The sequence below is a fragment of the uncultured Enterovirga sp. genome, assembly GCF_964242715.1.
In the GTDB taxonomy this organism is placed as follows: Bacteria; Pseudomonadota; Alphaproteobacteria; order Rhizobiales; family Beijerinckiaceae; genus Enterovirga.
In genome coordinates this window covers 16,109-36,501 of record NZ_CAXTAZ010000043.1, presented here as the reverse complement: position 1 = coordinate 36,501, position 20,393 = coordinate 16,109, and the positions used below count along the sequence as shown (strand labels likewise).

At 69.6% G+C, this 20,393-nt stretch carries 18 protein-coding genes; 4 read left to right on the top strand and 14 right to left on the bottom strand.

Annotated elements, in window-relative coordinates; genetic code table 11:
• Positions 1-6 precede the first annotated feature (6 nt).
• The 10 genes from ACFE87_RS18675 to ACFE87_RS18630 all read right to left on the bottom strand — a co-directional run bounded on the left by ACFE87_RS18675 (position 7) and on the right by ACFE87_RS18630 (position 13,199).
• Positions 7-2,658 (bottom strand): molybdopterin-dependent oxidoreductase, encoded by a 2,652-nt coding sequence (locus ACFE87_RS18675; RefSeq protein ID WP_375461158.1) that lies wholly within the window; start codon positions 2,656-2,658, stop codon positions 7-9.
• A 154-nt stretch (positions 2,659-2,812) separates the two neighbouring features.
• On the bottom strand, positions 2,813-4,426 hold the full coding sequence (locus ACFE87_RS18670; protein ID WP_375461157.1) for a sulfite reductase subunit alpha: 1,614 nt from the start codon (positions 4,424-4,426) through the stop codon (positions 2,813-2,815).
• Positions 4,427-4,616: 190 nt separating this feature from the next.
• Complete coding sequence (locus ACFE87_RS18665; RefSeq protein ID WP_375461156.1) at positions 4,617-6,452, bottom strand: NirA family protein; 1,836 nt, start codon at positions 6,450-6,452, stop codon at positions 4,617-4,619.
• A complete protein-coding gene (locus ACFE87_RS18660; protein ID WP_375461155.1) occupies positions 6,442-7,695 on the bottom strand; it encodes an NAD(P)/FAD-dependent oxidoreductase in 1,254 nt (417 codons plus the stop codon). The genes ACFE87_RS18665 and ACFE87_RS18660 overlap by 11 nt, the downstream gene beginning before the upstream one ends.
• Positions 7,692-8,126 carry a globin family protein gene (locus ACFE87_RS18655; RefSeq protein ID WP_375461154.1) on the bottom strand — a complete coding sequence of 145 codons (435 nt, stop codon included), beginning with the start codon at positions 8,124-8,126 and terminating at the stop codon, positions 7,692-7,694. Before ACFE87_RS18655 ends, ACFE87_RS18660 begins: the two co-directional genes overlap by 4 nt.
• Before the next feature lie 10 nt (positions 8,127-8,136).
• Complete coding sequence (locus tag ACFE87_RS18650) at positions 8,137-8,931, bottom strand: ABC transporter ATP-binding protein (protein WP_375461153.1); 795 nt, start codon at positions 8,929-8,931, stop codon at positions 8,137-8,139.
• 11 nt (positions 8,932-8,942) lie between these two features.
• Positions 8,943-9,887 carry a nitrate ABC transporter permease gene (gene ntrB, locus ACFE87_RS18645; RefSeq protein WP_375461152.1) on the bottom strand — a complete coding sequence of 315 codons (945 nt, stop codon included), beginning with the start codon at positions 9,885-9,887 and terminating at the stop codon, positions 8,943-8,945.
• A 29-nt stretch (positions 9,888-9,916) separates the two neighbouring features.
• A complete protein-coding gene (locus ACFE87_RS18640) occupies positions 9,917-11,215 on the bottom strand; it encodes a CmpA/NrtA family ABC transporter substrate-binding protein (RefSeq protein WP_375461151.1) in 1,299 nt (432 codons plus the stop codon).
• 311 nt (positions 11,216-11,526) lie between these two features.
• Positions 11,527-12,570 (bottom strand): ABC transporter substrate-binding protein, encoded by a 1,044-nt coding sequence (locus tag ACFE87_RS18635; protein WP_375461150.1) that lies wholly within the window; start codon positions 12,568-12,570, stop codon positions 11,527-11,529.
• Positions 12,567-13,199, bottom strand: coding sequence for an ANTAR domain-containing response regulator (locus ACFE87_RS18630; RefSeq protein ID WP_375461149.1), 633 nt, complete (start codon positions 13,197-13,199; stop codon positions 12,567-12,569). The genes ACFE87_RS18635 and ACFE87_RS18630 overlap by 4 nt, the downstream gene beginning before the upstream one ends.
• Before the next feature lie 216 nt (positions 13,200-13,415).
• Between ACFE87_RS18630 and ACFE87_RS18625 the strand changes: the two genes are divergently transcribed.
• The gene (locus ACFE87_RS18625; protein WP_375461148.1) at positions 13,416-14,141 is read left to right on the top strand and encodes a lysophospholipid acyltransferase family protein; all 726 of its coding nucleotides are present in this window, start codon (positions 13,416-13,418) and stop codon (positions 14,139-14,141) included.
• 18 nt (positions 14,142-14,159) lie between these two features.
• Here the strand turns inward: ACFE87_RS18625 and ACFE87_RS18620 are convergent, their stop codons facing one another.
• The 4 genes from ACFE87_RS18620 to exbB are packed head-to-tail and all read right to left on the bottom strand — an operon-like array spanning position 14,160 to position 17,073.
• Positions 14,160-14,954: an SDR family NAD(P)-dependent oxidoreductase gene (locus tag ACFE87_RS18620; protein ID WP_375461147.1), complete on the bottom strand. Its 795-nt coding sequence runs from the start codon at positions 14,952-14,954 to the stop codon at positions 14,160-14,162.
• Between the two features lie 55 nt (positions 14,955-15,009).
• Positions 15,010-15,891 (bottom strand): cell envelope integrity protein TolA, encoded by an 882-nt coding sequence (locus ACFE87_RS18615; RefSeq protein WP_375461146.1) that lies wholly within the window; start codon positions 15,889-15,891, stop codon positions 15,010-15,012.
• The gene (exbD, locus tag ACFE87_RS18610) at positions 15,888-16,325 is read right to left on the bottom strand and encodes a TonB system transport protein ExbD (protein ID WP_375461145.1); all 438 of its coding nucleotides are present in this window, start codon (positions 16,323-16,325) and stop codon (positions 15,888-15,890) included. Before exbD ends, ACFE87_RS18615 begins: the two co-directional genes overlap by 4 nt.
• Before the next feature lie 4 nt (positions 16,326-16,329).
• A complete protein-coding gene (gene exbB, locus ACFE87_RS18605) occupies positions 16,330-17,073 on the bottom strand; it encodes a tonB-system energizer ExbB (RefSeq protein WP_375461170.1) in 744 nt (247 codons plus the stop codon).
• A 320-nt stretch (positions 17,074-17,393) separates the two neighbouring features.
• Here exbB and ACFE87_RS18600 point away from each other — a divergent pair, with 320 nt between their 5' ends.
• The 3 genes from ACFE87_RS18600 (at position 17,394) to ACFE87_RS18590 (ending at position 20,357) form a co-directional block, all read left to right on the top strand.
• Positions 17,394-18,968, top strand: coding sequence for an ABC transporter substrate-binding protein (locus tag ACFE87_RS18600; protein WP_375461144.1), 1,575 nt, complete (start codon positions 17,394-17,396; stop codon positions 18,966-18,968).
• A gap of 67 nt (positions 18,969-19,035) precedes the next feature.
• Positions 19,036-19,392, top strand: a complete 357-nt coding sequence (locus ACFE87_RS18595; protein WP_375461143.1) for a GIY-YIG nuclease family protein — start codon at positions 19,036-19,038, stop codon at positions 19,390-19,392.
• Positions 19,389-20,357, top strand: a complete 969-nt coding sequence (locus tag ACFE87_RS18590) for an ABC transporter permease (protein ID WP_375461142.1) — start codon at positions 19,389-19,391, stop codon at positions 20,355-20,357. Before ACFE87_RS18595 ends, ACFE87_RS18590 begins: the two co-directional genes overlap by 4 nt.
• The last annotated feature ends 36 nt before the right edge of the window (positions 20,358-20,393 follow it).

The window sequence follows — 20,393 nt, the reverse complement described above, 5'->3', positions numbered from 1 at the left end:
GGCGGACTATCCCGCGGGCGCGACTTCCCGAGAGATGATGCGCCGGAGTTCCGGGACGCAGGAGCCGCAATTGGTGCCGGCCCGGAGCGCGGCGCCGATCAGCTCCGGCGAGGTCGCGCCGCCCGACACGATCGCGTCCCGGATGGTGTCGAGCCCGACCCCGAAACAGGCGCAGACGAGCGGCCCCATTGAGGCCCCATCTGCCGCGCGGCCCGACAGGCCCTGGCGCGGGCCGGCATCCCCGCCGGTCTCGGCGAACCAGGCTTTCACCCCGTCCCATGACGGCCGGCCCGCGGCCGGACCCACGAACAGCACCGCCTCGAGCTGCCCGTCCCGGAAGGCCGCGCAGCGATAGATGCCCGACGCGGCATCGACGTAATCGGCGATCTCGACGTCGGGAAAGAGGTCCGGCACCCAACCGGCGACGTCGCGCGATGTGCCGTCGGCGGCGAAGAGAGTGCCGATGCCGCCCTCGACCGCGGCGCGTGCCCACCACGTGCCGTCGGGGAGTGCGACTGGCTCGCGCGCGAGGACGAAGCCGCGGAGCGCCATCGCGACCGGCGCGATCGTGGCCGGGGTCGCCTTCACCTCGGGCTGCCCGGAATAGGGGTCGACATGGCCGTGCACGAGCGGCCCGACCCGCGCATCGGACGAGGTCTCGCCGCTCCAGTGGATCGGCACGAAGAGGGATCCCCGTGCCTGGCCGGGATCCAGCTTCACCTCGAGCCGCGCCGAGCCGCTCGTCGTCGAGACGCGGGCAAGTCCACCATCTTCGAGACCGAGACGCGCCGCGTCCTTCGGGTTGATCTCGACGAAGGGGACTGGGCGATGCGAGCCGAGGCGCGGGCTTTTTCCGGTCCGGGTCATCGTATGCCACTGGTCGCGGACCCGGCCGGTATTGAGCCAGAACGGGTAGCTGTCCGAGAGCGCGGCCGCGAGTTTCGGCGGCTCCGGAACGATCAGGTTCGCCCGACCGCTCCCGGTGAAGAACCCGCCCTCCGAGAAGAGCCGCTTCGTGCCGCCTTCGCCGCTCCGCACCGGCCATTGCACCGGGGCGAGACCGGCATAACCCGACTCGGACAGGGCGGCGAGCCCGCCGAGATCGAGGTCCCGCGTGCCGTCGTTCTCGAAGGCGGTCAGGGCCGCGTGCTCCCTGAACACGTCCGCGGCAGAACGGTACGGGAAGGCCTTGCCGTACCCCATGCGGCGGGCGACGTCGCTCACGATCCACCAATCCGGACGGGCCTCGCCGGGGAGCGGCAGGAAGGGCCGCTGGCGCGAGATGCGGCGCTCGGAGTTCGTGACGGTGCCGTCCTTCTCGCCCCAGGCGGCGGCCGGCAGGAGGATGTGGGCGCCGCTCGCGACGGTGTCGTTGCGGGCGACGTTCTCCGAGACGACGAGAAGGTCGAGCTTCGCCAGCGCGGCCCGCACCCGATCCGCCTCCGGCATCGAAACGATCGGGTTCGTGGCCATCACCCAGAGCGCCTTGATGCGCCCGGATTCGATCGCGTCGAACAGGGCGACGGCCTTCAGCCCCTCCTGCTCCGCCATCCGGGGCGCGTCCCAGAAGCGGCGCACACGGTCCACCTCGGGGGCGGAGAAGCCCATATGGGCGGCCAGCATGTTGGCGAGCCCGCCGACCTCGCGCCCGCCCATCGCATTCGGCTGGCCGGTGAGCGAGAAGGGCCCCATTCCGGACCGGCCGATCCTGCCGGTCGCCAAGTGGCAATTGATGATCGCCCCGACCTTGTCGGTCCCCTGGACCGATTGGTTCACGCCCTGCGAGTAGCAGGTGACGACCCGGCGGGTGTCGCGGAACATGTCCCAGAAGGCAGCGACGTCGGCCTCGGCCAAGCCGCTCAGGCGCGCTGCTGTAGCGAGGTCGGGGGCGATCTCCCGGGCACGGGCGAGCGCCTCGTCGAACCCGGAGGTGTGCGCGTCGAGATAGGCGTGGTCTAGCGCCTCCCGCTCCGCGAGATGGACCAGGAGGCCAGCGAAGAGCGCCGTGTCCATGCCGGGCGCTACACCCAGGAACAGGTCGGCCTCGTCCGCGGTCGCCGTGCGGCGCGGGTCGACCACCACGATGCGGGCGCCGCGCCGGTTCCGGTTCTCGACCATGCGGCGGAACAGGACCGGGTGGCACCAGGCGGCGTTCGACCCGACGAGCACCATGAGGTCTGCCTCGTCGAGGTCCTCGTAGCAGCCCGGCACCGTGTCGGACCCGAAGGCGCGCTTGTGCCCCGCGACCGACGACGACATGCAGAGGCGTGAATTCGTGTCGACATGCGGCGAGCCGATGAAGCCTTTCATCAGCTTGTTCGCGACGTAGTAATCCTCGGTCAGGAGCTGGCCCGAGAGGTAGAAGGCGACGGCATCCGGCCCGTGCTCGGCCACCACTTGCTGGAACCCTGAGGCGGTCGCGTCGAGCGCCTCGTCCCATGAGGCGCTCCGTCCCTGGATCACGGGATGGAGCAGCCGTCCGTCGAGCCCGACCGTCTCGCCGAGGGCCGATCCCTTGGAGCAGAGCCGGCCGAGATTGGCCGGATGCTCCGGATCGCCTTCGACCGCGACGCCGCCGAGCCCGTCCGGCCAAGCGAGCACGCCACAGCCGACGCCGCAATAGGGACAGGTGGTGCGGACGGGGGTCACGTGGTTCAACGCCCGCCTCTCCCGGGAGGGAGAGGTCGAGTCGGCGGAGCCGACCGGGTGAGGGGCGTGTCCTTTCCGGAGAGGTCACACCCCTCACCCGGCCGGCCGCTTCCGCGGCCGCTCGACCTCTCCCTCCGGGAGAGGCAGGCCGCGAGAGTTTTCATCAATACACGTCCGCCTGATAGCGGCCGGCCTTCTTGAGGCCCTGCAAGTAAGCGACCGCCTCGTCCGGGCTCTTGCCGCCGTGGCGCTGCGCGACGTCGATCAGGGCCGTCTCGACATCCTTGGCCATGCGTTTCGCGTCGCCGCAGATGTAGAAATGGGCGCCCTCCTGGAGCCAGGACCAGAGGTCCTGCCCGACCTCGCGCATGCGGTCCTGGACGTAGACCTTCTCGTTGCCGTCGCGCGACCAGGCGAGCGTGAGCCGGTTCAGGAACTTGGCCTCCCGCATGGCCGTGAGCTCGTCGCGGTAGAAGAAGTCGTGCGCCTGGCGCTGGTGGCCGAAGAAGAGCCAGTTGCGGCCCGCCGCGCCCGAAGCCTGCCGGTCGCGGAGGAAGGCCCGGAATGGGGCGATCCCGGTGCCCGGCCCGCACATGATGATCGGGGTCGCGGGGTCGGCCGGCAGCGCGAAGCCATGCGCCTTCTGGACGTAGATCTTGAGCGGCGTGCCGGCCTCGATCCGCTCGGCGAAGAAGGTCGAGGCGACGCCGAGCCGCTGGCGCTTGTTGATCGCGTAGCGGACCGTGTCGATCGTGAGCGTCACCCGGCCGGGATCGGCCTTGGGCGAGGACGAGATCGAGTAAAGGCGCGGCTGCAGCGGCTCGAGCGTCTCCAGGAACGCCTCTCCGTCGGGCCGGGCCGAGCCGAACTTGTGCAGCGCGCCGAGGACATCGAGCGCGGCCGCGTCGCCGTCCGGATCCTCGCCGGCCGCAAGCGCGCGCGCCTTCTTGCGGGCCTCGCCGCCGGTGATGTGGGACAGGAGCGTGAAGAGCGCGTCCGGCGCGGCGCCGAGCCCGTAATCGTAGAGGAGATGGTCGCGGAGCGTGCGGCCGTTGATCAGCCGCTCCGGCCGGGCGCCGAGCTGGGCGATGACGGCGTCGACCACGAAAGTGGCGTTGGTCGGGAAGACGCCGAGCGAATCCCCGACCTCGTAGCTGACGCCCGAGGCCGAGAGGTCGATCTCGACATGCCAGGTCTCCTTCTCGGAGCCCTCGCCGTTGAGCCGGGTTCGCGACAGGAACACGGCCGGAACCGGGTTCTCGCGGCAATAGCCGAGCGGGCCAAACGGTTCGAGGACGGCCGTCGCCGGGCTCGCGGCCGCGTCGAGCGCCGCGCCGGTCGGCGCGCCGCCGATCTCGGCCGCGAGGGCCTTCAGGGCGCGGGCCGTGTCCTTGCCGCCCGGCGCGCAGAGGTTCAGCCGCTCCTCCTTGTTCAGGAAGAGGGCGTTCGCGTAATCCGCGCAATTGTAGCCGCATTGCCCGCAATCCTGCTGCGCCATCGCGGCCATGAGGCGGGGCGCGAGCGGACGCTCCTTCGCCATGTTCATGCGGTCCGGCAGCGGCAGTGACGGGTCGTGCCAGGGCGCGGCATCGTTGTCGGCGAGCTCGGGGCCGGGTGCGCCGAGCGCCGTCGCATCCGCGCCGGAGATCGGGGTCGCCCCAAGCGCGTCGGGCGAGAGGAGGGCGGAGAAGTAACCCGAGAGCCAGGAGCGCTGCTCCGGGCTGAAGGGGGCGCTTTCGGGGATCGCCAGGACTGGGGTGGGCACGTGGGCGGTCATGCGACGGCTCCGCGGCACCGGCCCCCTCCACCACCCTTCGGGTGGTCCCCCTCCCCCAAGGGGGGAGGAGACGACGTGGCAGCCACCTGCGTCCCCTCCCCCTGTGGGGGAGGGGGACCATGCTGTCCGGCGAAGCCGGCGGCATGGTGGAGGGGGAGCGCCGCTAGTCGGGACAGTACGCGCACGCGCATCACTCCGCCGCCTCCAGCCGAAGATGCGCGGGCTCGACCTGCACCGCCTCGATCAGCCCCCGCAGCACCTCGATCTCGTAGCGCCGCGTCCAGGCCGCGACGCCCTCCCCGGGACCCGTTCGGTGAGCCAGATAGGCCCGCAGGATGGCCTCCACGCGCTCGGGGCTCTCCTCCGCCGTCACGCCCGTCCAGAGCTCGCGCCCGATCGCCGGATCGTCGGCAAAGCCGCCGCCGACCACGATGTCGAAACCCTCGACCGTGTCGCCATCCTGCCCGACCGGCACCTTGGCGCCGATCAGGCCGACGTCGCCGATGTAATGCTGGGCGCAGGAATTGTGGCAGCCGGTGACGTGGACATTGACCGGCACGTCGAGGTCGAGCCGAGTGTCGACGTGCCCGGCGATCTCCATCGCCCATTCCTTGGTATGGGCGGCCGCGAACTTGCAGCCCGACGCGCCCGTGCAGGCGACGAGTCCGGCCCTGACATTGGTCGCGGAGGTCGACAGACCGAGGGCCGTGACGCGGGCCTCGACCTCGGCCACCCGCGCGTCCGGCACGCCGGAGAAGAGGAAGTTCTGCCAGACGGTGAGCCGGATGTCGCCGTCGCCGCAGTCGCGCGCGATCTCGGCCAGCGCCCGCATCTCGTCGGTGGTCATCTTGCCTACCGGGAGCGCGACGCCGACCCAGTTCAGCCCCGGCTGAACCTGCTTATGCACCCCGAGATGGGCGAAACGGTCGAAGCCGCCGCGGAGCACGAGGTGCTGCGGCTCGACCCGGACGAGCTTGCGACCGAGCTTCTCCTCGACCGCAGCGAGGTATTTGTCGAAGCCCCAGGCATCGAGCACGTATTTCATCCGCGACGTGTTGCGGTTGGTGCGGTCGGCGTTCTCGATGAAGACGCGCAGGATCGCGTCTGCAAGCGCGTTGCATTCGCCGGGCCGGCAGATCACGCCCGTGTCCCGGGCGAGGTCCTTGTGGCCGGAGATGCCGCCGAGGACGAGGCGCATCCAGACGCCCGGCTCGATCGCGGCGCCGTCCGGACCGGTCGCGCCGGGGCGGACCTGCACGGCCTGGAAGCCGATATCGTTCGTCTCTTCCAGCACCGGCAGCACGCCGCCGCCGTCGAAGGCGACGTTGAACTTGCGGGGCAGGCCGAAGAGCGAGCGGTCGTTCAGGATGTGGAATTGCCAGGACCGCGCCAGCGGCCGGGTGTCCAGGATCTCCTGCGTGTCGATCCCGGCCGTCGGCGAGCCGGTGACGTTGCGGATGTTGTCGGCGCCGGCGCCCCGGGCCGTGAGCCCGATATCGATCAGGCCTTCGAGGAGGGGGGCGGCATGCTCCGGCGCGATCTCGCGGATCTGGAGGTTGGCGCGGGTGGTGACGTGGGTGTAGCCGCCGCCATGGGAATCGGCGAGGTCGGCCACGCCGGCGAATTGCCAATGCTTCAGCACCCCGTTCGGGATGCGGAGCCGGCACATGTAGGAGACCTGGTTCGGGGCGACCCAGAACAGGCCGTGGTAGCGCCAGCGGAAATTGTCGTCGGGCTTCGGCACCTGCCCGGCATCCGCCGCGTCCTTCAGCCTGGCATAGGCGTCGAACGGATGCTCGGCCCGTTTCCACTTCTCCTGGTCGTTGAGCTTGCCGCCGTCCTTGACGATGCGGTCCTGCGCCCGGAGGTGGATCGCGTCCGGGCCGGTCGGCTCGGGCGGGCCTTTCGCGGCCGCGGGCTGGCCCGGCATCACTCCGGCATTGCGCATGGCGGAGATGCCGGAGGCGAAGCCCTCGAGATAGCGCTTCTGTTCCGGTGAGAAGTCGGAGGTCGGATCAGGCGGCAAGGCGCTGCTCCGGGAGGGCAGCCGCCGCCGCGCGTTTCGGTGCGGGCGTGGCCCGCCCGAACATCAGGTCGTCCCGGAAGCCGGCGACGGGCTCGCCGGTCCGGATCAGCTCGCGGTACCAGGTGCCCTCGCCGATATCCCCGACCAGGAGCGCGCCGGCGAGGCGGCCGTCGCGGACGAGGAGCTTGCGGTAGATGCCGCCCAGTGGGTCGGACAGGACGATCGGCTCGCCCTCGGCATCGTCGCCGATGTCGCCGGCAGAGAAGACCGGCAGTCCGGACACCTTGAGGCTCGTCGCGACAATGCTGCCCGGATAGGCCGCATCCTCTCCGGCGAGTCGGCGCGCGAGCACGTCCGCCTGTTCGTATCCTGGCTCGACGAGGCCATAGGCCACGCCGCGGTGCTCGGCGCATTCGCCGATCGCGGAGATGCCCGGCATCGACGTCGCGAGGCCGTCGTCGACCTGGATGCCCCGCCCCACCGCGAGGCCGGATTGGCGGGCGAGATCGACCCGCGGCCGCACGCCGACCGCGACCACGACGATGTCGGCCGGCAGCAATGTCCCGTCGACGAGCCGCACGGCCTCGACGCGGCCGTCGCCCTCGATCACGGCGGTATCGGCCTTCAGCATGACCCGGACGCCCATTCGCTCCATCGCGCTCCGGACGAGGCGGGCGGCGCGGGCGTCGAGCTGGCGCTCCATCAGCCGGTCCATGACGTGGAGCAAAGTCGTCTCGACGCCGAGGCGGGCCAGGCCATAGGCCGCCTCGAGCCCGAGCAGCCCGCCGCCGATCACGACCGCTCGCGCTCCCGAGCCCTTAAGCGCCCGCATCGTGTCGACATGGGCGAGATCGCGGAACGCCATCACGCCCGGCAAATCCATCCCGGGTTTCGGCAGCATGATCGGGACGGAGCCCGTCGCGAGGACGAGCCGGTCGTAGCCGATCCGCTCGTCGCCGACGGTGACGGTCCGGTTCGCGGTGTCGATCGCGGTCGCAGGCTGGCCCGTCCGCAGCCGGATGCGCTGGCCGTCATACCAGAGAGCCTCGCGCAGGCGGCAGCCCTCCTCGTCGACATCACCCGCGAGCAGGGCGGAGAGCAGCACGCGGTTATAGGCCGGCGACGGCTCCGCCCCGATCACGGTCACGTCGTAGCGGCCCGGTGCATGGTCGCAGAGCCGCTCGAGGAAGCGCAGCGACACCATGCCGTTGCCCACGACGACGAGGCGCTCGAGGGCGGTCATGACGAGGTCGCTTCGGCAGCGGCGCCATAGGCCTCGCCGATCATGTATCCGGAGACGGTCCGGTAGGCCTGCTCCCAGGATGCTTTCAGCTCGGGTGTCCAGGCCTGCGGTCCTAGCCCCTGCTCCAGCGTCCACAGGAGGGCTGTCCCGACGATCGGGTAATGCTCTGCCTGCACGCCCCAGCCGACATGCTTCTTGGCGAGCGCGCTCGCGGACGGGAGGATGCTGGGCAGGCGGTCGAGCCCGGCCACCACGACGGCGAGCGTCGCCATCAGCTTGCGGCGCTGCTCGGACATGTCGTCCGGGAACATGCTCCGCGTCTCCGGCGCGGTCTCGAACAGGCGACCGTAGAACAGCCCTGCGGCCGTATCCGAGATCGGCTTCACGGCCTCGAACGAGGCCTGGACGCGTGCGATGTCGTCCGGCGACACGGCCGGCCTCTCAAGCGGCCAGCGCGGGCGCGGCATGGCGCGCGTAGAGGAATTCGAGCACGGCCGCGCGGGCGTGGACGTAGGTCGCGTCCTCGACGAGGTCGAGGCGCTTGCGCGGCCGGGAGATCGCGATCGGGAGGATTTCGCCGATCGTGGCCGAGGGGCCGTTCGTCATCATCACGATGCGGTCGGAGAGGAGCACCGCCTCGTCGACGTCGTGGGTGATCATGATCATCGTGTTGCCGAGCCGGGCATGGATCTCGGTCACCTGATCCTGCAGATGCGCGCGGGTCAGGGCATCAAGCGCGCCGAAAGGCTCGTCGAGGAGCAGAACTTTCGGCTCCATGGCGAGCGCGCGGGCGATGCCGACGCGCTGCTTCATGCCGCCCGAGATTTCGGAGGGGCGTTTGTCGGAGGCCTGGAGCATGTTCACGAGGGCGAGGTTCTGGTCGATCCAGTCGCGCCGCTCGGCCTTGGACTTCACGCCCCGGAAGACCTTGTCGACGGCGAGCTTCACGTTCTCCCGCACCGTCAGCCAGGGCAGGAGCGAGTGGTTCTGGAACACGACCGCGCGGTCGGGGCCGGGCGCGTTCACCTCGCGGCCCTCGAGCAGGATGCCGCCGGTCGAGGCGCGGAGCAGCCCGGCCACGATGTTCAGGAGCGTGGACTTGCCGCAGCCCGAATGGCCGATGATCGAGACGTATTCGCCCTTCTCGACCGTGAGATTGACGTCGCGGAGAACCTCGCTCGTGCGTCCGCCGCGCGAGAAGCTGATGCCGACCTGGGAGATGTCGAGATAGGCCATGGCCGTCCTCCTCACTGCGAGCTGGTGCCGCGGGTCACGATGTTCGCGACCATCGCGACGAGGCGGTCGAGCACGAAGCCGATCAGGCCGACATAGATGAGGGCCAGGATGATCTCGGAGATCTTGGACGAATTCCAGGCATCCCAGATGAAGAACCCGATCCCGACGCCGCCGATCAGCATCTCGGCCGCCACGATCGCGAGCCAGGACAGCCCGATGCCGATCCGAAGACCGGTGAAGATGTAGGGCGCGGCCGACGGCACCATGATCTTGTAGAAGAACTCGAAGCCGTTCAGCCGAAGGACGGCCGAGACGTTGCGATAGTCCTGCGGGATGTTGCGGATGCCGACGGCCGTGTTGATGATGATCGGCCAGATCGAGGTGATGAAGATCACGAAGATGGCCGAGGGCTGGCCGTCCCGGAACGCGGCCAGCGCGAGCGGTAGCCAGGCGAGCGGCGGCACGGTCCTGAGCACCTGGAAGATCGGGTCGAGGCCGCGCATCGCCCAGGTCGACTGGCCGACGAGGGTGCCGAGCGCGACACCGACGATCACGGCCAACACGTAGCCGAGGGCGACGCGCTGGAGGCTCGCCGAGACGTGCCAGAACAGGCCCTTGTCCGTGCCGCCGTTGTCGTAGAACGGGTTGACGATCAGGTCCCAGGTTTCCGTCAGCACCCGGGTCGGCGGCGGCAGGCCGGCGCCGGGGCGGCTGCACAGGATCTGCCAGACGATCAGCAGGAGCGCGAGCATCACGAGCGGCGGCACGACCTCCGTCGCGACCGACTTCGCGGCAGCCGCGAACTTCGGGCCGAGCGGCGGCTTGGCGGCCTTGGGCGCCTCGGTATCCGCCGCGAGCCTCGGCAATGCTCCGGATGCGGCCGTGCCCCGGCGCGAGCCCGTGTCGGGCTTCCGGCGGGCCGGTGCGAGCGTGGTCTTGACCGCTGTGCTGCTCATGGATTCGGCTCCGCCGCTCGGGTGAGGGCTCAGGCGATGCGTTTGATGTCGAGCGCGGCGAGGTAGGCGGCCGGGTTGTCCGGATCGAAGACCTTGCCGTCGAAGAAGGTCTCCTTGCCGCGCGACTTCGAGGTCGGGATCGCGGCCTCGGCGACGCCGAGGTCCTTCGCGGCCTCGCGCCACAGATCCTCGCGATTCACCTTGGCGACGAGCGCCTTGATGTCGGTGTCGGGCGCGAACTTGCCCCAGCGGATATCCTCGGTGAGGAACCACATGTCGTGGGACGGGAAGGGATAGGAGGCCTGGTCCGCCCAGTATTTCATGATGAGCGGGCTGTTCTCGACGACGCGCCCGTCGCCGTAATCGATCGTGCCCTTGGTCCGGCCCGCCACGTCGGAAGCCGGGATGTTGATCCACTGGCGCTTGCCCAGGATCGTCGCGAGCTCGTCCCTGTTCTCGGGCTTGTCGGCCCATTGCTGGGCCTCCATCACGGCCATCAGCATGGCCTTGGCGGCGCGCGGGTTCTTGTCGACGAAGGACGAGCGGAGGGCGAAGGCCTTCTCGGGGTGGTCCTTCCAGAGTTCGCCGGTCGTCAGCGCCGTGTAGCCGATCCCCTGCGTCACGAGCTGGGCGTTCCAGGGCTCGCCCACGCAGAAGCAATCCATGGTGCCGACTTTCATATTCGCCACCATCTGGGGCGGCGGAACGACGATCGTCTCGATATCCTTGTCCGGATCGATGCCGCCGGCCGCGAGCCAGTAGCGGATCCAGAGGTCGTGGGTGCCGCCCGGGAAGGTCATGGCCGCCTTCACGGACTTGCCGGCGGCCTTCTTCTTGTCGATCGCCGTCTTGAAGACCTTGGCGTCGAGCCCGACCTTTTGGTCGAGATATTCCTTCGCGACCGAGATGCATTGGCCGTTGGTGTTCAGCCGGGCCAGGATCTGCATCGGCACGCCGACATTGTTCTGCGTCACCCGCCCGGCCGTGATCAGGTACGGCATCGGGGTCAGGATATGGGCGCCGTCGATGCCGTTGCCCTCGCCACCGAGGACGAGGTTGTCGCGCGTCGTGCCCCAGGAGGCCTGTTTCTCGACCGAGACGTCCGGCATGCCGTGCTTGGCGAAGAAGCCCTTTTCCTTGGCCACGAAGAGCGGGGCCGCGTCGGTGAGCGCGATGAAGCCGAGCTTCGCGCCCTTCACCTCCGGCCCGGCACCCTGCGCGAAGGCGCCGCCCGGGAAGCTGGCCTTGATGGCCGATGCGAGGGCGAGCGTCGCGCCGACGCCCTTCAGGGCGCTTCGGCGGCTCGGATCGGCAAGGCGGTCACGCATGCGATGGCTCCCTGGCCAGCCCCGGCTGGCGAAACGAAGGATCGGGCCAGCCCTGGCTGGCGAACAAAAAACGCCCCCGACCGATGCATCCCGGCGAGGCGCCGACGGGCTCGTCGGCGCTCGAGGAAGCCCGGCCAGCGGCGTTGCTGACGGCCTGAATTCTGCCCGTCGTCGTTGACGGTCAGGGAACTTCAGCAAGGCCCATGCCAGCCGCGGATCCGTGGTAGCGAGGAGCCCACCGCCGCAGCCGAGACCGGCTTGCGCCAACCGAAACGCCGCTTGTTTGTGCACTGCACAAAACGAGGGCAATCTCACTCGGCGGGCGCCACCATCCGGAGCGCGTCCTCGTAGAAGGCGGGATCGTAGACGGCGGCCGCCTCCTCGACCCGCCCGCGCCCGACTTGGTCGGCCGCGACCATTTCGGCAAAGATCCAGCGGGCCTGTTCGGGGGCGGGGCGGTGGGTCGCGCCGCCCAGCGTCAGGTAGTCCGGGTCGATGGCCGTGCTGCCGTCCGGGTCGACGATCAGCCGTCCGTCGAGCGTGCGGCGGATGATGGCGGCCGGCAGGTCGAGATGCTGCGGTTTGGCCAGCAGGAAGGCGAGTTCGCCGCGGTTCGCCGGCTCGGCGCACCAATCGCCGGCGGCTTGGACCGCCCTGACCACGGCTGCGCCGATTGCCGGATCGAGGCGACCCCGTGGCCAGGCGAGCACCTTCTCGGGAGCGCCGGGGGCGATCTCGGTGCCCAAGGCCGCGATGCGGCCGAAGCCGGATTCCACCGCCACGCTGTTCCAGGGGCTCCCGACGCAGAAGCCGTCCACACTCTCCATCCTGAGGGCCTCGACCATGTGGGCCGGCGGAACGACGGTGATCCGGACGTCGGTCTCCGCCACCTCCGGGCCGAGCAGGCGACGGAGCTGATAGGTGTGAGTGGAGAAGGGGTGGACGGTCGCAAGCGTGAGCGGCGGCCGGCCCGCCGCCCCGCGTCCCCGGATCGCGGCCGCGAGCGCCGCCCGGCGCTCCGGATAGGTCGCGGTCGGGCCCGCATCCGTCATCTCCCCCCAGAGCGGGAGCGAGACCGTGAAGGCGTTGCCGTTCAGGTTGAGGGCGAGCGGGGCGACCAGCGTGAGCGGCGCGCCGCGCGGCGCGAGCCCGAGCGAGGTCGCGATCGCGAGCGGCGCCAGCATGTGGGCCGCGTCGACGAAGCCGAGCGCGAGCTTGTCCCGCAACGTCGCCCAGGAGGCCTCGCGCTCGAGCCGGATGCGAAGGCCCTCGTCGGCCGCGAAACCCAGCTCCGCCGCGGCGATCAGGGCGGCCGCGTCTGTCAGCGCGATGAAGCCGATGCGGAGCTCTGTCATCCGAGCAGCTCCGCGCTCGTGATCAGCGCTTGGGCGATCTCCACGAGCTTGCGTTTCTCGTTCATGGCCTTGCGTCGAAGGAGGTTGTAGGCCTCCTCCTCGGACAGGCCTTTCGCCTTCATGATCAGGCCTTTGGCGCGCTCGACCACCTTGCGGGCGGCGAGCTCCGACTTTGCCTCCGACAGCTCGCGTTGCAGCCGCGCGAAGGCGTTGAAGCGGAGCACGGCGACGTCGATGATCGACTTCACTCGCTCGCTCTTGAGGCCGTCGACCACATAGGCCGAGATCCCGGCATCGACCGCGGCCTGCATCATGGCCGCGTCGGACTGGTCGACGAACATCGCGACCGGGCGTTCCACGAGGCGGGAGACCTGGAACAGCTGTTCCAAAACGTCGCGGCTGGGGCTTTCGAGGTCGATCACGACGACGTCGGGGTTGGCCTCCGCCAGCCGCCGGAGGAGGTCGGCCGTGTCCGGGATGATCACGACCCGCTCGATCCCGGCCTGTCGCAAACCCTCCTCGACGATCGCCGCCCGGGCCCGGCTCAGATCGATCACGGCGACGGTGAGATCGGATTTGGGCGACGTCCCATCGTCGCTGTCGCGCGCCCCCGGAGCCGGACCGATCATGGCCTTCCGGCAGCAAGCCGTATGCCACGGGACCTCCAGGCACGGTGCCGGTCACAACCGGGACGGGCCGCCGGGCCGGGATGTCACACGGGCGGTATGATTTGGACCCAAGGTCAAACCAGGATAGACAGGGCCGCCCGCCATGCCCGGTGAGCGACATCCCGGGCCGAGCGACGGTGGCTCTCCCACGCCTCGATCGCCTTCTTGGAGAACGCCGTGCAACGAATCCGGTCCCGTCTCTTCGATGCCTTTCTGGTCGTCTGGACGGCCATGTTCGCACCCGTCCTCGGGATCTTCCTGATCCTCGGACGTCCGGTGGCCCCGATCCGGGCCACGACGCGGGTCTGGTCGAAGGGCATCCTGGCCGCGTTGCGCTGGACCGTCGGCCTGACCCACGTGGAGCAGGGGCGCCAGAACATCCCGACCGGCCCCTGCCTGATCGTCGCGAATCACCAATCTCCCTGGGAGACGATCGCCTTCCTGACCCTCGTGCCGAATGTCGCGATCGTGGCGAAACGGGAACTCGTTTCCATCCCGGTCATGGGATGGTTCCTGGAACACTCGCCCATGATCCTGATCGAGCGCGAACGCGGCGGCCAGGCGATCCGGCATATGCTGGCGGAGGCCCGGAAGGCCGTGGCCGAGGGCCGGCCGATCCTCATCTTCCCGGAAGGCGGGCGCAAGAGCGCCACCGCCGAGGTCGAGTTCAAGCGCGGCGTGGAACTGCTCTACCTCCAGCTCGGCATCGAGGTCTTGCCCGTGGCGCTCGATTCGGGCCTGTTCTGGAGCGCCGACCACCCCTTCAAGCGAAGGGGCGCGATCACCGTCTCCTACCTGCCGCCGATCCAGCCGGGCCTCTCCGGCACGGAATTCGTCCGCCGTGCCCAGCGCGCCGTGCAGGACGCGCTCTCGTCCCGGGTCGGCTCGCCCGTCCCGGCCTGAGGGCGGGCGCCCTGTCCCTCAGCTGAACCCTTCGAGGATGCCGCCCTCGACCCGAAGCGCGGCGCCGGTCGTCGCCGAGGCCTGCGGCGAACAGGCGTAGACGATCATGTTTGCGACCTCCTCGGGCGAGGCCAGGCGGCCGATGATCGAGTTCGAGCGATGCGCCTTCACGAAGGCCGCGCCCGCCTCCTCGACCGAGGTGCCGGCCTCCTTGGCGGCGCTCTCCAGCATGGCAGACACGCCCGGCGTCAGGGTCGGCCCGGGCAGGACCGCGTTGACCGTGACGTCCTTTCCGGCCCCGAGCTTCGCCAGCCCGCGGGACACGGACAGCATGGCGGTCTTGGTGAAGCCGTAATGGATCATGTCGGCCGGGATGTTCACGCCCGATTCCGAGGACACGAAGACGATCCGGCCCCAGCCCCGCTGCAGCATGCCGGGCATTAGGGCGCGGGACAGCCGCACGCCCGACATGACGTTGACCTGGAAGAAGCGCTCCCATTCGGCGTCGTCGATCTCGAAGAAGGGCTGCGGGCCGTAGACGCCGGTGTTGTTCACCAGGATGTCGGCCTCCGGTGCCTGGCGAACGAGCTCGGCGCAGCCCTCCGGCGACCCGACATCGGCCGCGACCCCTATCACGTCGGCGCCGGAGGCTTGCTCGCGAAGGGTCGCGACCGCTCGCTCGACGCCGTCGGGCTTGCGGCCGTTGACGACCACGCGCGCGCCGGCGGCGGCGAGGCCGGCGGCACTGGCGAAGCCGATCCCTTCCGTCGAACCGGTGACGACAGCCGTTCGTCCGCTCAGGTCGATCCGCATCAGAGTCCTCGTGCTGTGTTGGCCTGTCAGCGCCCGAGAGCGGCGGAGGTTCCGGTCAGCGCTGGTTGAAGCGGATCGGGATCGAGAAGGAGAGCGAGCCGTCATAGCCGGCCGGGGGCGGCGGAACCGAGCCGCGAAACACCGCCATCGCGGCGGCGTCGAGCGTCGGGTTGCCGGAGGACCGGACGAGGCTCGCCGAGACGATGCCGCCCGACCGGCTGACCAGGAAGCTCACGCCGGCCGAGCCGGTGCTGACCGATCCGGGGGGATACCGGAGCCGGCCCTGAAGATAGGCCACGAGTTGGCTCCGCCACGCGGCGGAACTGGCGGCAGAGGCGCCGCTCGAAGCGGACAGGGTGGCGTTCGAGGCCGAGCCGGAGGCCAGGCTGGCCGGGCGGCGCTCGACCTGCCGCGCGCCCCGGGTCTCGGCCTGGACCGGCCGCGCGGATGTCCGCTCCGCAGCCTTTCGGTCGGGTCGCCTGGCGGCCGTCTTCGCCGCGGGCGGCGCGAGGTTCAGGGGCAGCGCCACCGCCGGGTTCGGCGGCACGACAGTGGGTGGCGGGACGGCGGGCTGCGGCACGACGGCGTCGGGCAGCTCGGGTGCGGGTTCCACCGTCATCTCGCGCGCGAGCGGCTCCGGCGGGGGGATGTTGGCCTCGGGGACGTCCGGCACCTCCTCCACCACGGGATCCGGCGCAGCGCTCGTGGGCACGAACTCGCTTGCCCGGCTCGACTGGGATGGGGCCGACGAGGGCGGCGCCATGTCGATCTCGACTGCGGGAAGCGGATCGCCCGCGACCGGAGAGGCCGGCGACCGGGCCAGGAGGTGCAGGCCCAGGGCCAGGTGGGCGGCCAGCGCCAGGGCGAGCGATGCGGCCCACAGGACCGCCTCCCGCCGGCCATCGTCCGGCTCGGGCCGCAGCGCGAGGGCGCTCAACGGGCGGGCGCTCCGTCGAGGCCGACGAGGGCGATCTTGAGATAGCCGGCGTCGCGAAGCGCGTTCATCACCTCCATGAGGTCGCCGTAGCTCACGGCCTTGTCGGCCCGCAGGAAGACACGCTGCTCGCGGTCGCCGCCGGTGACCCCGTCGAGGCCGGCCCGGAGGCCGTCGCGGGGCACGACCGCCTCGCCGAGATTGAGGCTGAGATCCTGTTTGACGGTGAGGAAGAGCGGCTTGTCGGGGCGCGGCTGAGCCTGCGCGGTCGTGCTCGGCAGGTCCACCGGGACGTCCACCGTCGCGAGCGGGGCCGCCACCATGAAGATGATGAGGAGAACCAGCATCACGTCGATGAAGGGCGTCACGTTGATCTCGTGATTCACCTCGAGATCGTCGCCGCCGCCACCGCCACGTCCGTTGAGCTTGGCCGCCATCGGGCTATTCCGCTGCCGCTCGCAACTGCGGATGGCGCGAGCGGTCGAGGTCGCGGCTCACATGCCGCATGATCTCGGCCGAGGCGTCGCCGAGCAGGAGGCGGTAACCGGCAATCCAGCGCGCGAAGACGTTGTAGATCACGACCGCCGGGATCGCGGCGACGAGTCCGATCGCGGTGGCGAGCAAGGCCTCGGCGATGCCCGGGGCCACGATCGCGAGATTCGTGGTCTGCGCCCGGGAAATGCCGATGAAGGCGTTCATGATGCCCCACACGGTGCCGAACAGGCCGACGAAGGGCGCGGTCGCCCCGATTGTGGCCAGGATGCCGGTGCCGCGCGTCATCCGGCGGGCCGCCGCCGCCTCGATCCGGTCGAGCCGCGACACGACCCGCTCCTTCAATCCGTCGGCCGGGAGCCCATCGGAGAGCTCGGCTTCCTGGAGGGCGCCGTCGACGAGGCGGGCAATCGCGGAGCGCGAGGCCCGCGCGGCCAGGGCAGCCTCACTGAGCGATCGCGCGGCCGCGATCCGGCCGAGGAGGGCCCGTCCCGATCTGATCGCCGCGAGGAGTTCGAGCGATTTCGCGACCCACACCGTCCAGGTGATGACGGAAGCGAGCGCGAGCCCGACCATCACGGCCTTCACGACGATGTCGGCGCCCATGAACATGCCCCAGGGGGACAGGTTCTGCGGCAGGGTGCCGAGCGCGGCGCCCGCGGGCAGGGTCTCGGCCGCGAGCGGGCCCGGCATCAGGAGCGACGAGAGAGTGGCGAGGGCGACGCGCGGCACAGGCGATCCGATCCGGACGATTGCGGAGGCCAGGTCGGCTGAGCGTGGGTTCCGGGCCGAGAACCCCCGGTTGGAACCGCTCCAAGTTCAGCCGGCGCGCCCTTCGCCGGATACGGGCGTTTCCCGGCCGACGCAAGGCATTGGCCGGAGCCTCGCTCCCGGCCGAGGACCATGCGGGCCCCTTCCGCCTCGCTGATTGACGCTGGCCGGGCGCCCCGGTCTAATCCTTGCAGGGCCATGGCGGCCGAACGTGCCGCCGGCCGAACCCTGTGGACCTGCTCATGACGCGTATCTGGATCCGGGCCCTGTCCGTCGCCGCTCTCCTGGCGGCCTCCGGACCGGGCGTCGCCCAAACGGCTGCGACAACGACCCCGAAGCGGGGCGGGGTGCTCCAGGTCGTGGTCACGCCCGAGCCGCCGATGCTGATGCAGGGCCTGAACCAGAACGGCCCGACCAACATGATCGCGGGCAACATCTACGAGTCGCTGCTGCGCTACGACGAGAAGCTGCAGCCGATGCCCTCGCTCGCCAAGAGCTGGGAAATTTCCGCCGATCAGACGGTCTACTCCTTCAAGCTCCAGGAGGGCGTGACCTGGCACGACGGCAAGCCCTTCACGGCGGATGACGTCGTCTTCACGCTCGACAAGTTCCTGCGCGACGTCCACCCGCGCTGGCGCCCGATCGTCAACGCCCAGGTGAAGGCGATCGAGAAGGTCGACGACCTGACGGTCCGGGTGACGCTGAAACAGCCCTTCGGGCCCTTCCTCCTGTCGCAGGAGGTGGCCTCGGCGCCCATGATCCCGAAGCATCTCTACGAGGGCACGGACTACCGGGCCAACCCGAACAACAACACGCCGATCGGCACCGGGCCGATGAAATTCGCCGAGTGGAAAAGGGGCAGCTACGTCAAGCTCGCCCGGAACGAGACCTATTGGGACAAGGGCAAGCCCTATCTCGACGAGATCTACTTCCAGTTCATCCCGGACGCCGCCGCCCGCGCGACCGCCTACGAGACCGGCAAGGTCGACGTCCTGACCGGTGGCGCCGTCGAGATCTTCGACGTCGCGCGCCTCGCCAAGCTGCCGAATACCTGCGTGACCACCAAGGGCTGGGAGATGTTCGCTCCCCATGCCTGGATCACCCCGAACACCAAGAACGGCATCCTGGGCAACAAGCAGTTCCGCCAAGCCATGATGTACGCGATCGACCGCGATTTCGGCCGCGAGGTCGTCTGGTCGGGCTATGGCAAGATCCCGACGGGCCCGATCTCCTCGAAGACGAAATTCTACTCCGATCAGGGCGTTCCCAAATACACCTATGACCCGAAGAAGGCGAAGGAACTCGTTGCCGCCTCGGGCTACAAGGGCGAGGTGATCAAGTTCCTGGGCCTGCCCTATGGCGAGACCTGGACGCGTTGGGCCGAGGCCATCAAGCAGAATTTCGAGGAGGTCGGGATCAAGATGGAGATCGTCTCGACCGACGTGCCCGGCTGGGTGCAGCGGACCTCGAATTTCGACTTCGACCTGACCTTCAACTTCCTCTACCAGCTCGGCGATCCGGCGACCGGCGTCGCGCGGTCCTACGTGTCGAGCAACATCGTCAAGGGAAATCCCTTCGGGAATGTCGGCAGCTATTCCAACCCCGAGGCCGACCGCCTCTTCGCCGAGGCCGCGATCGCGCCGGCCGAAAAGCGCCAGGAACTCTACACGAAGGTGCAGCAGATCCTGGCCGACGAGCTGCCCGTGCTCTGGCTCCTCGAGCTCGAATTCCCGACCATCTCGCGCTGCAACGTGAAGGACCTCGTCGGGACGGCCATCGGCATCAACGACGCGGCGAAGACCGTCTGGAAGCAGTGAGGCGCTGCGCAGCACCTGACCGTCATGGCCGGGCTTGTCCCGGCCACCCCGATCGGACCGCACGATCGTGAGGACCTTCTGGCTCTACATCCTGGCGAGCCGCCCCGGAGGAGCCTTGTATATCGGCGTGACGAACAACCTGTCTCTTAGGGTCTGGCAGCACAGGCAAAGGCGAGGCGGCCTGCATACCAAGCGCTATCGGATCGACATCCTAGTCTATTATGAAAGCTATGAGGACGTTCGTGCCGCGATCCAGCGTGAGCGCAATATGAAGCATTGGCCGCGCGCGTGGAAATGCAATCTGATCCGGGATTTCAATCCGACATGGCGTGATCTGTACGACGGTCTTGCCGGAGAGTGCGGTGCGTCGGAGATCGGGGTGGCCGGGACAAGCCCGGCCATGACGCGGGAAGGTGCGGCATGACCTTCCTCCTCTCCCGGATCGCAAAAGGCATCGTCGTCCTGTTCGCGATCGCGATCCTGAACTTCTTCCTGATCCGGGCGGCGCCCGGGGATCCGGCCATGGTCATGGCCGGGGAGGCCGGGGCGGCGGACCAGGCGTTTCTCGACCAGCTCCGTGCCCGTTTCGGGCTCGACCGGCCGGTTCACGAGCAGCTCTTCATCTACCTGAAGGGGATCGCGACGCTCGATCTCGGGTTCAGCTACCGTCAGAACCGGTCGGTTGCCTCCCTGATCGGCGAACGGCTGCCGGCGACATTGCTTCTCACGGGGACCGCCTTCGTGATCTCGCTCGCCCTCGGCATCCTGCTCGGCGCGCTCGCGGCGGCGCGGGCGGGCCGCTGGTCCGACACCGCGATCACGACGGGTGCGCTCCTCTTCTACGCGACGCCGCTCTTCTGGATCGCGCTGATGAGCCAGATCGTGTTCTCCCTGAAACTCGGGCTCGTGCCGAATGTCGGCTACGAGACGATCGGGGCCGGCTATACCGGCCTCGCGCGGGCGCTCGACATCGGCCACCACCTGATCCTTCCGGCGCTCACCCTCGGCCTCTTCTTCATGGCGCTCTATGCCCGGATGATGCGGGCCTCGATGCTGGAGACGGCGGGGGCCGATTACGTCCGGACGGCGCGGGCCAAGGGTGTCGCCCCGGCCGCCGTGACGCGCCGGCACGTCGCCCGCAACGCCATCCTGCCGGTCGTGACGCTGGCCGGGCTTCAGGCCGGCCAGATCGTCGGCGGCGCGGTCCTGACCGAGACGGTCTTCGCCTGGCCCGGCATTGGCCGGCTGATGTTCGAGGCGCTCGCCCAGCGCGACTACCAACTGCTGCTCGGCGTCTTCTTCGTGTCCTCCGCAATGGTGGTCGCCTTCAATCTCGCGACCGACCTCGTCTACCGGATGGTGGATCCCCGGATCGAGGTGGGGGCGTGAGGCTGGTGGCGGGTCAGCCTCTCCCGGAGGGAGAGG

Coding starts and splice junctions, on each gene's coding strand:
- ACFE87_RS18670 (WP_375461157.1), bottom strand. CDS start 4,426: ATGACCGCCCACGTGCCCACCCCAGTCCTGGCGATCCCCGAAAGCGCC.
- ACFE87_RS18660 (WP_375461155.1), bottom strand. CDS start 7,695: ATGACCGCCCTCGAGCGCCTCGTCGTCGTGGGCAACGGCATGGTGTCG.
- ACFE87_RS18650 (WP_375461153.1), bottom strand. CDS start 8,931: ATGGCCTATCTCGACATCTCCCAGGTCGGCATCAGCTTCTCGCGCGGC.
- ntrB (WP_375461152.1), bottom strand. CDS start 9,887: ATGAGCAGCACAGCGGTCAAGACCACGCTCGCACCGGCCCGCCGGAAG.
- ACFE87_RS18640 (WP_375461151.1), bottom strand. CDS start 11,215: ATGCGTGACCGCCTTGCCGATCCGAGCCGCCGAAGCGCCCTGAAGGGC.
- ACFE87_RS18635 (WP_375461150.1), bottom strand. CDS start 12,570: ATGACAGAGCTCCGCATCGGCTTCATCGCGCTGACAGACGCGGCCGCC.
- ACFE87_RS18630 (WP_375461149.1), bottom strand. CDS start 13,199: ATGATCGGTCCGGCTCCGGGGGCGCGCGACAGCGACGATGGGACGTCG.
- ACFE87_RS18620 (WP_375461147.1), bottom strand. CDS start 14,954: ATGCGGATCGACCTGAGCGGACGAACGGCTGTCGTCACCGGTTCGACG.
- exbD (WP_375461145.1), bottom strand. CDS start 16,325: ATGGCGGCCAAGCTCAACGGACGTGGCGGTGGCGGCGGCGACGATCTC.
- exbB (WP_375461170.1), bottom strand. CDS start 17,073: ATGCCGGGCCCGCTCGCGGCCGAGACCCTGCCCGCGGGCGCCGCGCTC.
- ACFE87_RS18600 (WP_375461144.1), top strand. CDS start 17,394: ATGACGCGTATCTGGATCCGGGCCCTGTCCGTCGCCGCTCTCCTGGCG.
- ACFE87_RS18590 (WP_375461142.1), top strand. CDS start 19,389: ATGACCTTCCTCCTCTCCCGGATCGCAAAAGGCATCGTCGTCCTGTTC.